At 74.3% G+C, this 12,968-nt stretch carries 9 protein-coding genes; 4 read left to right on the forward strand and 5 right to left on the reverse strand.

The window, feature by feature from the left end; all coding sequences use genetic code 11:
* Nucleotides 1–14: 14 nt before the first annotated feature.
* A complete protein-coding gene (locus D3273_RS08215; protein WP_129225341.1) occupies nucleotides 15–251 on the reverse strand; it encodes a hypothetical protein in 237 nt (78 codons plus the stop codon).
* 309 nt (nucleotides 252–560) lie between these two features.
* Between D3273_RS08215 and D3273_RS08220 the strand changes: the two genes are divergently transcribed.
* Together D3273_RS08220 and D3273_RS08225 are read left to right on the forward strand one after the other, a co-directional pair.
* Nucleotides 561–1,622 (forward strand): sugar-binding transcriptional regulator, encoded by a 1,062-nt coding sequence (locus tag D3273_RS08220; protein ID WP_245501068.1) that lies wholly within the window; start codon nucleotides 561–563, stop codon nucleotides 1,620–1,622.
* 104 nt (nucleotides 1,623–1,726) lie between these two features.
* Entirely contained in the window at nucleotides 1,727–5,410 is a 3,684-nt protein-coding gene (locus D3273_RS08225; RefSeq protein ID WP_129225343.1) for a PAS domain S-box protein, read from the forward strand.
* Nucleotides 5,411–5,456: 46 nt separating this feature from the next.
* Here the strand turns inward: D3273_RS08225 and D3273_RS08230 are convergent, their stop codons facing one another.
* The 3 genes from D3273_RS08230 to D3273_RS08240 form a co-directional block, all read right to left on the reverse strand.
* Nucleotides 5,457–7,142, reverse strand: a complete 1,686-nt coding sequence (locus D3273_RS08230; RefSeq protein ID WP_129225345.1) for a sensor histidine kinase — start codon at nucleotides 7,140–7,142, stop codon at nucleotides 5,457–5,459.
* A gap of 242 nt (nucleotides 7,143–7,384) precedes the next feature.
* Nucleotides 7,385–8,473, reverse strand: coding sequence for a molybdopterin-dependent oxidoreductase (locus D3273_RS08235; RefSeq protein WP_129225347.1), 1,089 nt, complete (start codon nucleotides 8,471–8,473; stop codon nucleotides 7,385–7,387).
* A 112-nt stretch (nucleotides 8,474–8,585) separates the two neighbouring features.
* Nucleotides 8,586–9,455: a LysR family transcriptional regulator gene (locus D3273_RS08240; RefSeq protein ID WP_129225349.1), complete on the reverse strand. Its 870-nt coding sequence runs from the start codon at nucleotides 9,453–9,455 to the stop codon at nucleotides 8,586–8,588.
* Between the two features lie 117 nt (nucleotides 9,456–9,572).
* On the opposite strand from D3273_RS08240, the gene D3273_RS08245 reads away from it, so the two are divergent.
* Together D3273_RS08245 and D3273_RS08250 are read left to right on the forward strand one after the other, a co-directional pair.
* Nucleotides 9,573–10,625: an alpha/beta hydrolase gene (locus D3273_RS08245; protein ID WP_207210738.1), complete on the forward strand. Its 1,053-nt coding sequence runs from the start codon at nucleotides 9,573–9,575 to the stop codon at nucleotides 10,623–10,625.
* 117 nt (nucleotides 10,626–10,742) lie between these two features.
* The gene (locus tag D3273_RS08250; RefSeq protein WP_129225353.1) at nucleotides 10,743–11,348 is read left to right on the forward strand and encodes a hypothetical protein; all 606 of its coding nucleotides are present in this window, start codon (nucleotides 10,743–10,745) and stop codon (nucleotides 11,346–11,348) included.
* Nucleotides 11,349–11,383: 35 nt separating this feature from the next.
* On the opposite strand, the gene D3273_RS08255 is transcribed toward D3273_RS08250, so the two are convergent.
* The gene (locus tag D3273_RS08255; RefSeq protein WP_129225355.1) at nucleotides 11,384–12,883 is read right to left on the reverse strand and encodes an MmgE/PrpD family protein; all 1,500 of its coding nucleotides are present in this window, start codon (nucleotides 12,881–12,883) and stop codon (nucleotides 11,384–11,386) included.
* Between the last annotated feature and the right edge of the window lie 85 nt (nucleotides 12,884–12,968).

The raw sequence follows: 12,968 nt of genomic DNA on the forward strand, positions 1-12,968 counted from the left end.
CGGGCGGCGGCGGCTCAGGCCGCCGGTTCGAGCCGGGTGCCGTCGTGCGGCTCCGCCGCGAACCGCTCGATCCCGGCGGCGTCGCCGGTCAGCACCGTCAGGACTTCGACGCCGGGCAGGCCCTTGTCGGTCGTGCCGCCGGGCCCGACCGACAGGCCCGCCTCCAGGGCGGCGCCGCGCACGGCCGTTTCAAAGGCGTGGGCCGCCTCGCCCGTGGGGAACAGGTTCGAATACCGCCGCTCGATCGCCATGCCGTCGCCTCCTCGTTCCGTCGGGCGGGGAACGTTTCCGGCCGCGCCCCGGGTCCGTCCCGGGCGACGCGCGAAAATCCCCCGCGCCTTATCATGGGTGAGCGACAGGGCCGGCCGGCCCCCTTAAGGCGATGGCCCATGCGCCATCCCGTCCCCAGCGCCGCCCGCTCCGACCGGCCCGCCGTCGCGCCGCGGCGCGGGGCATGAGCCTCGCGGACGTCTACATCGGGGCGTTCCTGGGCAGCCTCGTGCTCCTGGGCGTGCTGGGGTGGCTCCTGCTCTGGCCGTCGCAACGCTGAACGGATCGTTGTGGCCCCCACGTCCCCGCGCTACACGTCGCCCATGGCCAAGGACAGGAGCCGGGAACCCGCCAGCGGGGAACCCGCCGCGACGCCCACGGGAGGAACGCCGCAATCCGGCCGACGGTCGCAGCGGCTGCGGCTGCGGGCGGCCTGGATGTACCACGTCGAGGAGATGACCCAGAGCGCCATCGCCGAAGCGCTGGGCGTCGGCCGCGTCACCGTGGTGCGCCTGCTGTCGGACGCGCAGGCGCTGCACGAGGTCCGCATCTCCCTCAGCCGCGACATCGCCGAGCTCACCGCGCTGGAGCGCGCGCTGGAACGGCGCTTCGGCATCGGCGAGGCCGTGGTGGCGCCCCTCTCCTCGCCCGCGGCCGACCCCACCCTGCCGATCGGCGCCGCCACGGGCCGCACCCTGTCCGACATGCTGCGCCCCGGCATGCGGATCGGCGTCGGCTGGGGCCGGACGCTGATCTCGGCCCTCAACGCCATCGACGAGCGGCCCCTGCCGGGGCTGGCCGTCGTGTCGATGCTGGGCGGCATCGCCAAGGTGCTCCAATACAACCCCGCCGACTTCGCCTGGCAGCTGTCGCGGCTGCTGCAGGCCGACTGCTTCCTCATCCCGGCCCCGGCCGTGGTGGACGGCCCCGACACCAAGCGGGCGCTGATCGAGCGCTGCGGCCTGGGCGAGATCTTCGACCTCGGCCGGGCGCTCGACGCCGTGCTGATGAGCGTCGGCGGCATGGGGCCGGACAACACGTCCTTCGGCTTCGGCTATTTTTCCGAGGCCGACCGCCGCTCGCTGCTCGCCGCCGGGGCGGTCGGCGACCTGCTCTACCAGTTCTACGACATCGACGGCGTCGTGCTCGACCATCCCGTCAACGCCCGCGTGATGGCGGTGCCCTGCGACAGCATCCGGGCCGCGCCCGTGCGGATCCTCACCTCGGGCGGCCCCGGCAAGGTGGACGCCATGCTGGGCGCCATCCGCCTCGCGCGCCCGACCGTGCTGATCACCGACGAGGCCACGGCGGCGTCGCTGCTGGAGCTGGCCGGAAACGGGCCGGCGTCCTGACGCGCGTTTCGAGCTGCGGTGCTGCGCCCCGTTGCGCGGGGCCGCCATTTTGCTAAGCCATTGACAGCGAAAGCGCTGCCGTGCCGACGACGGGACCAGGACCCTTGCCACGATCCACCGATAGCTCGGCCGGGGACCGCGAACGGCAGCGCCGGGCGGCCCTCGACGCCTACGCGGTCCTCGACACCGCCCGCGAGCCGGAGTTCGACGACATCGTCGCCATGGCGGCGCGGGCCTGCGGGACGCCCATCGCCCACATCAACTTCATCGACGGCCACCGCCAATGGTTCAAGGCGGAGGTCGGCATCGGCCGCCGCGAGCTGCCCGCCGAAGCGCCGCTCTGCGCGGCGACGCTGGAGGAGGAGGAGATCCTCCTCGTGCCCGACCTCGCGGCCCGGCCCGGGGCGGACGCGTCGTTCCGCGGCCTCGCGGGCCCGCTCCCCCGGTTCTACGCCGGCGTGCCGCTGCGGACGCCGGAAGGCGTCGCCATCGGCACGCTGTGCGTGCTCGACCATCGCCCGCGCGAACTCGACGGCCAGCAGCTCTTCATCCTCAAGGCCCTGGCGCGGTCCGTCATGGCGCAGCTCGACCTGCGCCGCGCCGTGGCGGAGCGCGACCGGGCCCTGGAGCAGGGGCGGCGCGCCGAGGCCGAGCGGCGCCGCGGCGACGCCCGCAGCCGCCATGTGCTCGACAGCGCCATCGACTACGGCATCATCAGCACGGACCTCGACGGCCGCGTGACGGGCTGGAACGAGGGGGCCCGCCGCATCATGGGCTGGACCGAGGCCGAGATGCTGGGGCAGCCCGCGAGCCGCATCTTCACGCCCGAGGACAACGCCATCGGCCGCCCCGCGACCGAGATGGCGTCCGCGCTCGCGACCGGCCGCGGCACGAACGAGCGCTGGCACCAGAAGCGCGACGGCACGCGCTTCTGGGCCGACGGCGAGATGATGGCGCTGCGCGACGAGGACGGCGCCGTCACGGGCTTCCTGAAGATCCTGCGCGACCGCACGGAGCGGCGGGACGCGGAACGCACCCTGCGCGAAAGCCGCGAGCGCTCCGACGCCGCCCTGGCGAGCGGCCTCGTCGGCTTCGTCGACTGGGACGCGGCGAGCGGCCTCGTGCGCGGCGATGCGCGCTTCGCCGGCTTCCTCGGGCTGTCCGAGGCGGAAGCCGCGGCGGGCGTGGGCCCGGAGGAGCTGCTCGGCCGCATCGACCCCGCGGACCGCGACGCCGTGCAGCGGCAGGTGGGGGCGAGCTTCGCCGAGGGGACCGACTTCGTGTCCGAGTTCCACGTCGCGCGGGACGGCGGCGAAGCGCGGTGGCTGCTGCTCAGCGGCCGCTGCTACCGCGCGGAAGGCGGCAAGCCCCCGCGCCTGACCGGCATCGCCATCGACGTCACGGCGTCGCGCTCGGCCGAAGCGGCGCTGCGCGCCAGCGAGGAGCTGAACCGCCGCGTGCTGGCGTCGTCGGGCGACTGCATCGTGGTCATGGACCTCGACGGCACCGTGCGCTTCGTCAACGCCGGCGGCCTGCAGGCCCTGGAGGTCGACGATGCCGCCGACCTTCTGGGCGGGCCCTGGGAGAAGCTGTGGCCCGCCACCGAGGGCGAAGCGATCGGGCGCGCCCTCGCGGCGGCGCGGCACGGCGGGTCCGGCCGCTTCCGGGGCCCCGCCGCGACCGCCAAGGGCAATTCGCGCTGGTGGGATGTCGTGGTGACGCCGATCGTCGACGCCGGCGGCGCGCCGGAGCGCCTGCTCTGCGTGTCGCGCGACATCACCGCCGAGATCCTGGCCGAGCGGGACCAGCTTTCGCTGGTGGCCGAGCGCGATGCCGAGCGCCTGCGCTTGAAGGCCGTGCTCGACGCGGCGCCCGTCGGCATCCTGTTCGCCGAGGCTTCGGGCCGCATCGTGGGGCAGAACCCGCGCGCCGACCGCATCTTCGGCCATGGGGTGATCCCCACCGACGTGGTCGAGGGGCATGGCGACTGGATCCTTTACACGCCGGACCGGGAGCGGCTCGCCCTCGACCGCTACCCCCTGGTGAGGGCGCTCGCCCGGGGCGAAACTTCGGCGGGCGAGGAATACCTGTACCGGCGCGGCGACGACTCGCTGGCCTGGGTGCAGCTCACGGCGGCGCCGATCCGCGACGCCGCGGGCGACATCGCGGGCGGCGTCGTCTGCATCGAGGACATCGCGGCCCGCAAGACCGCCGAAGCGGCGCTGCGCCGGCTCAACGGGACGCTCGAAGCCACGGTGGCGGAGCGCACCCACGAGCTCGACAGCATCTGGCGCCATTCGCGCGACATGTTCTGCGTGGCCCGCTTCGACGGCACCTTCATGCGCCTCAACCCGGCCTGGGCGGAAACGCTCGGCTGGACGCCGGAGGACCTGCTCGACACGCCGTTCTTCGACCTCGTCCATCCCGACGACCGGGGGCGCACCGCCAGCGCCATGGCGGTGCTGGGCGACGGGCTTTCGGTGCCGGGCTTCGAGAACCGCTACCGCCACAAGGACGGCTCCTACCGCTGGTTCTCCTGGAACGCCGTGCCCCACGAGGGGCTGATCTACTCCATCGTGCGCGACATCACGGACGAGAAGGAGGCCGCGGCGGCGCTCGCCAAGGCCGAGGAGGCCCTGCGCCAATCGCAGAAGATGGAAGCGGTGGGCCAGCTCACGGGCGGCATCGCCCACGACTTCAACAACCTGCTCACCGGCATCACGGGCGCGCTCGACCTGATGCAGCGGCGCATCGGCCAGGGCCGCACCGCCGACGTCGGCCGCTACGTCGAGATCGCCATCGGCTCGGCCAACCGGGCGGCGGCCCTGACGCACCGGCTGCTCGCCTTCTCGCGCCGCCAGCCGCTCGACCCGCGGCCGACCGACGCCAACCGCCTCGTCGGCTCCATGGAGGACCTGCTGCGCCGCACCACCGGCGAGGCCATCGCCTTCCAGGTGGCGCTGGCCGACGACCTGTGGCCGACGCTGTGCGACCCGCACCAGCTCGAGAACGCCCTGCTCAACCTCGTGATCAACGCCCGCGACGCCATGCCGGACGGAGGGCGCCTGACGATCGAGACCGCCAACGTGACGGTCGACGCGGCCGAGCCCGACGGGCCGGACCCCGGGGCCTACGTGGCCCTGACGGTGACCGACACGGGCCACGGCATGGCCCCCGACGTGGCGGCGCGGGCCTTCGACCCGTTCTTCACCACGAAGCCGATGGGGCAGGGCACCGGGCTCGGCCTGTCGATGATCTACGGCTTCGTGCGCCAGTCCGAGGGGCATGTCGCGATCGACAGCGCGGCCGGCCGCGGCACGCGCGTGCGGATCGTGCTGCCGCGCTTCGCCGGCACGGCGGCGAGCGACGTCCCCCCCTCCGGCCCGGCCGCGCCGCATCGCGCCCCGGCTCGGGAAACCGTTCTGGTGGTCGAGGACGAGCCGTCGGTGCGCGACCTCGTCGTCGAGGTCCTGGTCGACCTCGGCTACCGCGCCCTGCAGGCTCCCGACGGGCCCGCGGGACTGAAGCTGCTGCGGGAACACGGCCAGCGCATCGACCTTCTCGTCACCGATGTCGGCCTGCCGGGCATGAACGGGCGGCAGCTGGCCGAGCAGGGGCGGCGGCTGCGGCCCGACCTGCCGGTGCTGTTCATCACCGGCTACGCCGAGGACGCCACCTTCGGCGAGGGCCACCTCGACCCCGGCCTGCAGATGCTCACCAAGCCCTTCACCATCGACGCGCTGGCGGGCCGGATCCGCGCCATGATCGAGGCGGGGGCGGGGCGCTAGGCGACGCAGCCCGCCGCCGGTCCCGCCCCGTCCCCGGAGCGGCCCGTCACGCCGCCGGTGCCGCGGCCTTCGCCTTCCGCGGCTCCGCCGCCAAGGGGAACAGCAGCGTGAAGGTCGTGCCGACGCCCGGCTGGCTCGCCACCGTGGCGTCGCCGCCGATGCGCCTCATGAAGCCGTAGACCTGGGCGAGGCCGAGGCCCGTGCCGGTGTCCGCCTTGGTGGTGAAGAAGGGCTCGAACACCTTCTTCAGGTCGCCCGGCGCGATGCCGGTGCCGGTGTCGGCGACGCTGAGCGCGACCCCGCGCGCGCCGGCGTCGCGCGTGGTGATCGTCACCCGGCCGCCACCCGGCATCGCTTGGCGGGCGTTGACGACGAGGTTCATCAGGGCGGCGTCGAACTGCGTCCCGTCCGCCTGGCACAGGGGCAGGTCCTCGCCCTTGTCGCAGGTGAGCGTCACGCCCGGCCCGGCGGCGTGGCGCAGCACGCCGTCGAGCCCGTCGAGCAGCGCGTTGATCGAGGTCGGGCGGAGCTGCAGGTCGTGGCGCTTCGAGAAGGCGAGGAGCTGGCCGATGAGCTTGTCGCTGCGCTCCAGCGCCTCCTCGGCGGCGCGCAGCACCGTTTCGTCCGGCCCGCGCCGGCGCACCAGCCGCAGCGTCGAGGTCATCACGGCGAGGAGGTTGCGGAAGTCGTGCGACACGCTGGCGGTCATCTGGCCCAGGGCTTCGAGCTTCTGCACCATCACGGCGCGGCTCCGCGCGCGGCGGCGCTCCTCCAGGTGGCGCACCCCCATCACCGCCAGCGCCCAGCCCAGGGCCTCGATGGCGACCGTGGCGGCCATCGAGGGGGCGGCGATGCGCCACCAGCGACCCCACAGGTCGGCGAGGTCGATGCCCACCGCGACGACGAGCGGGTAGGAGCCCGCCCGGTGGAAGGCGATCAACCGCTCGTCCGCCACGGTTCCGCGCGAGCGGAAGTTGCCCAGCGTCGAGGCGATGTCGAAGTTCGGCGCGGCGGCCAGCGGCGGTGCGTCGGGGGCGGGCGCGTCCCCGGTCGAGGCCAGCAGGATCGAGCCGTTGTCCTGGTACAGGTCGATGGAGCCGCGCCGTCCCAGGTCGAGGTTGCGGTAGAAGTCGGAAAAGTAGCGCGGCTCGACGCTCGCCACGATCATGCCGCCGAACTCGCCCGAAGGCGTCGACAGGCGGCGCATCACCGGGATGGCGCTGAGCCGGCCGGGGCTGCTGAACAATGGCTGGCCGACGAGGAACTTCAACGCCGGGTCGCGCCGGAACTCGGCGAAATAGGGGCGCGCCGACACATCCTCGACGATCTCGGTCACGGCGCCGGACGTTTCCGTCACCCGCCCCGCCAGGTCGACCACGTAGATGGCGTGGACGAAGTCGAGCTCGGCCACGCGCTGGGCCAGCAGCTTCTCGATCGCGGGCGCATGGTCGGGACGGGCCGCCGCGGCGTCGAGCACGGGTTCGAGCCCGCACAGCGTCAGGTCGACCGCCTGGAAGGTGCGGGTGGTCTGCTCCGCGAGCAGGAAGGCCAGCGTCCCCGAGCGCGACTGGGCGTCCTTGTACAGGTTCGACCAGTAGCCCCACAGCACGCCCGCCACCAGCAGGACGAGGAGCAGTGCCGCGGCCGCGGCGGCGCGATACACGACGTGCCGGGACCCGGCCCGGAGAATCCCGACGGCGGCGGCGGCCCGCTCCTTGAGATCGTATCGCATGGCGTCAGCGTGCACCGGGCCAGGACCGGGCCCATCGCGATGCTACCGGGACAGGGAACACCGATCCACCTCGAATTCCACCGCGGCGCGTCCGGGGCGACGGCGAAATCGTCGCGGGCCGTCGCACCCTGGTGGCGCAGCCTGGCGAGGCAGCGTGGCCGATGTGGGGCGCGGCCGTGTCCCACCCCGAACGGCATCCCCGTCGCCTCGCGCCAGGCCCTTCCGGACCGGACGGCCGGGCGTCAGGCGGCGGTGACCCGCACCCGGTGCCAGGCGGCGCTGAGGTAGCCCTTGAAGTTCCAGGTGTCGTCGGGGAGGGCGGGCTGGGTTTGGCCGGCTGCGTCCCAGGCGCGCACGCAGAGCTCGTGCTCGCCCGCCGGCAGGTCGAGCGTCGCCCGCCAGAAGCTCCAGGACCAGGGGGACCCGTCGTGCTCCTCGATCTCGGCCTGGGTCCAGTTCCGCCCGCCGTCGCCCGACACGTCCACGCGCACGACGGCGCGGCCGCTGGCCGCCGCCCAGCCGCCGACCGCGACGCCCCCGGCCGCGAGCGCCGCACCTGGCGCCGGCACGCAGATGGCGGAGTTCACCGGCATCTCGTCGATGGTGAAGCCGCGCGACAGGTCCTCGGTGTCCGGCCGCATGTCGGGCGGGAACAGCTTGTAGTCCTTGGCCTGCTGGAAGGCGTCCGACGGGCGGTCCTGCACCGTGATGCTGCCGAGCCACTTCGGGCTGCGCACCCCGGCGTAGCCCGGCACGACGATCCGCAGCGGGAAGCCGTGTTCGGGCGTCAGCGGTTCGCCGTCCATCGCCCAGGCGACGAGCACGTCGGGGTGCATCGCCTTGCTGAGCGGGATCGACACGCCGAAGCGCGCGGGGCCGTCCGGGGTTTCCGCCACGTCGCGCGATTCGAAGGCGACGTGCAGCCCGTCGCCGTCCCGGCAGCCGGCGGCGCGCAGCACGTCGGCCAGGCGCGCGCCGGTCCATTCGGCGTGGCCGATGGCACCCGCCGCCCAGGGATCGCCCGACACGGGCCGCACGGCGCGCATGTCGGCGCGGCGGTTGCCGGCGCATTGCATGACGGACCGCACCCGGTGCGGCGCGAAGCGGGCGGCGAGCTCCGCCGCGTCGGCGTCGAACGGCGTCGCCGCGAGGCCCCCGACCGACACGCGGTGCGTCGCGTCGAGCGCCGGGATGTCGCCGTGGCAGCGGACGTAGAGCAGCGCCTGCGGGGTGATGAACGAGGCGCGCAGCCGGTCGAGCGGCGGCTCGGCGTTGAAGGGCGCGCGCCCATGGACGATGAGGTCGTCCGACTTGCCGAACAGATGGAGCATCGCGGGCCTTCCCGGTCTGGTTCCGCCGCGTGGACCGCGGCCGCGCGGGAACGATCGCCCCGCCCCCCGCGATGTGGGGCGCCGCCGCCGCGGCGTCCAACCCGCCCGGCGCTCAGCCCTTCGTCAGCGCCAGCAGCGCGTCGGCGGCGCGGCTGCCGTAGCGCCCGGCGTGGCGGATGGCGGTGAAGTCGCGCTCGGGCAGCGGGAAGGCGACGCGCACCAGCAGCCCGGCTTCGAGGCTCGGCGCCGCCACCGAGGCCGACAGGGCCGTCGCCCCGAGGCCGGCCTCGACGGCGCCGCGCACCGCCTCGTTCGACGGCAGCTCCAGCGCCACGCGCAGCGGCGCCGCGCCCGGCGGCAACGCCGCCTCGAAGGCCGAGCGCGTGCCCGAGCCCGGCTCCCGCAGCACCCATTCGGTGTCGCGGGCGTCGGGCGGGGCGGCGTCGGTCCTCCCCGCCCAGGGATGGTCCGGCGCCACGACCACGATGAGCTGGTCGCGCGCCACGACCTCGCCCGCCAGGGCCGGATCGGCATGGGCGCCCTCGACGAAGCCGAGGGCGGCGGTGCCGGCCAGCACGGCCGCCACCACCTCGGCGGTGTTGCCGATGCCGAGGCGGAGGGCGACGCCCGGGTGCAGAGCGCGGAACGCCGCGAGGTGGCGCGGCAGCCAATAGCCCGCGATGGTCTGGCTCGCCATCACGCTCAGCGTGCCGCGCTTCAGCCCGCCGAGTTCGCTCAGCGCCAGCTCGGCCGCGGCGGCCCGCGCCAGCACGGCGCGGGCTTCCCCCAGGAACACGGCGCCGGCATCCGTCAGCGCGATGCCGCGGCCGACGCGGTGGAACAGCTTCGCCCCGTGCCGCTCTTCCAGCCCCGACACGGCCGCCGACACGGCCGATTGCGCGAGGTGCAGCGCTTCGGCGGCCCGCGTGACGTGTTCCCGCTCGGCCACGGCGACGAAGATGCGGAGCTGTTCGAGGGTCATGGCGGAAAGTGTAGGGCCCGGCGGGAGCCCGGGAAAGGACGGGCGCGTTGGCGATCCCGCCGGGCCGGCGACGGACGCGACGGACGCGGCGCCGAAGGCCCAGGGGGAACCATGACCATGCAACCGTTTCGCACCGCCGCGCTGTCCATCGCGGCCCTCGTCGGCCTGTCGCTCCCCGTCCTCGCCGCCGACGGCTTGGCGCCGCGCGACGAGCCCGCCAAGACGCTTCCCGTGCCCGACACCGTCAGCCCCGAGCTGCAGGCCGTCATCGCCCAGCCGCTGCACGACGGTTGGAACACCCCGCCCACCACGCCCGACGGGTGGCGCGACCTCGCCGCCAAGCTCGAAGCCGGGCTCGGGCCGCAGGTCGCCCCGATGGCGGAGCGGCTGCGCGTCGACATCCGCCCCGACACGATCGACGGCGTGAAGGTGTACCGCGTCACCCCGCGCGACCTGCCGCCGGCCAACGCGCATCGGCTGCTGGTCCACGTCCACGGCGGCTGCTACGTGCTGAACCCGCGTCTCGCCGCGCTGCCCGAAGCCGTGATGATGGCCGGCATCGCCCGCATGCCGGTGATCGCCGTCGACTACCGCATGCCGCCCGAGGCCTACTTCCCGGCGGCGCTGGACGACGCCGAAACGGTCTACAAGGCCGCCATCGCGACCGTGCCGCCCGCGAACGTCGGGGTGTTCGGCAGCTCCGCCGGCGGGGCGCTGACCCTCGAAACGGTGCTGCGGGCGAAGCGGGACGCGCTGCCGATGCCGGGCGCCATCGCGCCGGGCACGCCCATGTCGGACGCGACGAAGCGCGGCGATTCGTTCCGCACCAATGCGCTCGTCGACAACGTGCTGGTGTCGCCCGACGGTTTCTGCCACGCCGCGACGCTGTTCTACGCGCAGGGGCACGACCTCGCCGACCCGATGCTGTCGCCGGTCTACGGGGACCTGCACGGCTTCCCGCCCACGATGCTGACGACGGGCACGCGCGACCTGCTGCTCAGCAACACGGTGCGGGTGCAGCAGAAGCTGCACGAGGCCGGCGTGGAAGCCGACCTGCAGGTGTTCGAGGGCATGGCGCATGCCCAGTTCTACCGGGACGACCGCATCCCCGAGGACCGGCTGGCCTTCGAGCAGCTCGCCGGCTTCTTCGATCGGCACCTCGGGCGGTGACGCCGCGCCGGCGGGCTCCCGACGCCGGCCGCGGCGTTTTCCGGCGCGGACCGACGGCCGTGCACTGGACGCGCGGGTGCCGCCCGTGGTGATCTCCGGCCGCGTCAGGAGCCCCGCATGCGCCACCGCCGAACCTCGATCGCCCGTCCCGCGCTCGCCATAGCCCTCGCGCTGGCGTCGGCGCCGCTCGCCGGCTGCGCCGAGATGCACCGCGGCGTCGAGGCCGTCGGCCGGGTCGGATCCGCGGCGGCTCCCGCCGCGGAGGCGGATGCGGCGCCCTTGTCCCGCCCCGGCATCCGGACGGTGCGGCCCCGCGGCGCCGCGCGGGCGCCGGCCGTCGACGCCGCGGAAGCGCCGGCCGCCGCCGTCCCGACCGTCCTGGCCTCGGCGGTGCCCTCGCCGCGCCAGATCTTCGACTTCCACCCCGCCGGGGCCCGCCCCGACAGCTGGCGCCAACCCTTCGTCATCGACACGAACGACGGCCCGCTCGCCGCCGACGTGCGCCGCTCAGCGGCGGAGCTGAGGGCGTTCCTGGCCGCCAGGAAGGACGGCGACGCCCGGACCGCCCCCGCGGCGGCCGGCAAGGTCGACGGCATCCGCACCGGCACGGCCCGGAAGATCTGCGGCGAGATGGACGTCGCCGCCGGCAAGCCCGGCTGCGGCGTGCCCCGGCCGCGGGCTGCGACCGCGGCCGCGACGCCGGGCGCTCCCGCGGTGCCGTGACGCCCAGGGGTCATCCCTGGGCGCCCGCCGGAGGCTCAAGCCAGGGCGGCGGCGGCCCGGCCGATCTCGCCGACGTCCTTCAGGTCCCACACGCCCCAGCACAGGTCGAGGAGGCGCTTGGCGCGGTCCGGCGGCAGGATGCCGTCGCACAGGTCGGTGAACTTGCCAGCGAGTTGGGCGTCCGTCATCGGGTTCGCCTGGCTGCCCACCGCGTGCTCGATGAACTTGTGCAGCACGCGCCCGTCCTTCAGCGTCACGGTCATGTCGACCTGGTCCGCCTTGATGGCGGGGTCGATCTCCGCCGTCACGGTCTTGCGCACCGCCACGACCTGCGGGTCCGTCACGGCGGCGTCGGTGAAGGCCTTCTCGCCGCCGTGGCCCGTCACCAGCGCCACCGCGACCGCGTGATAGATGGAGAACTTGCCTTCCAGCCCCGCCTTGGGGTCCGTCTTGCCCATCAGGTTCAGCACCAGCGGGTGGACCTTGAGGTCGACCGACTTGATCTGGTCGGGCTGGATATGGTCCGCGTCCCGGAGCTGGATGGCGGCGTCGATGGCGGGATGGCTGACGATGCCGGCGGCGAAGGGCTTGTAGGTGTTCAGCGCGATCTCGTAGCGGGTGCCGAGCCCTTCCGTCACCTCCGACCAGTCGTGGCGGGTGCTCATCGCCTGGCCCCAGCCGTCGAAGCCCTCGATGGCGACCTCGGACGCCGTGAAGCCCTGCTCGGCCAGCAGCGCCGACACCATGCCGTTCTGCGCCGCGCGGCCGGGGTGGAAGCTCTTGGTGTCCGAGCCGAACTGCACCTTCAGCCCGACCGGTTGCGAGGCGGCGAGGCCGATCGCCCAGGTCATGCGGCGCTCGTCCAGCCCGAGCGCGCGCCCGGTCGCGGCCGCCGAGCCGAACACGCCCGTGGTGCCGGTGATGTGCCAGCCCTTGGCGTAGTGCTCGGGGAACACCGAATTGCCCAGGCGCAGCTCGACCTCGCAGCCGATCACCAGGGCGTTCATGGCGTCGGCCCCCGACAGGGGCCGGTATTGCGACCATGCCGTCAGCGCCGAAGCGACGGGGCCGGCGGGGTGGATGATGGTCCGGAGGTGCGTGTCGTCGAAGTCGAGCACGTGGGACGAGATCCCGTTGACCAGCGCGGCGTGCAGCGCGTCCATCCGCTCGGCGCGGCCGAACAGGTTCGCCTGCGCGGGGCCGGAAAAGGGGAGCAGCGCCTTCACGGCGTGGTTCGGCGCGCCCTGGCGCGAGCCGCCGACCGCGACGCCGACCCAGTTCAGCAGCGTGCGCGCCGCCTCGTGGCGGACGTTCGGAGGGATGTCGGACGCGGGCGCGGTCGCGGCATAGCGGGCGAGGATATGGGTGACGGGCTCCGGCGGCGGGCCCTTCGGCGCCGCGCCGGGCGGCGGGGCGGCGGCGGGCTTGGCGTCCGGCGCGGGGCCGGTCTGGGCGACGGCCGTGCCGCCCGTCAGGGCCGCGGCGGCCGCGGCGGCGGAGTTGCGCAACAGGGTGCGGCGTTGGATCGGCGCCATGGGTTCGTCCTCCCTCGTGAATCGGCAGGCTCCCTGTGGGGCCTTGCATGCACGACGGCGGTCAACGCGCGAAACGGAACATCGG

Source organism: Lichenibacterium minor (assembly GCF_004137685.1).
In the GTDB taxonomy this organism is placed as follows: Bacteria; Pseudomonadota; Alphaproteobacteria; order Rhizobiales; family Beijerinckiaceae; genus Lichenihabitans; species Lichenihabitans minor.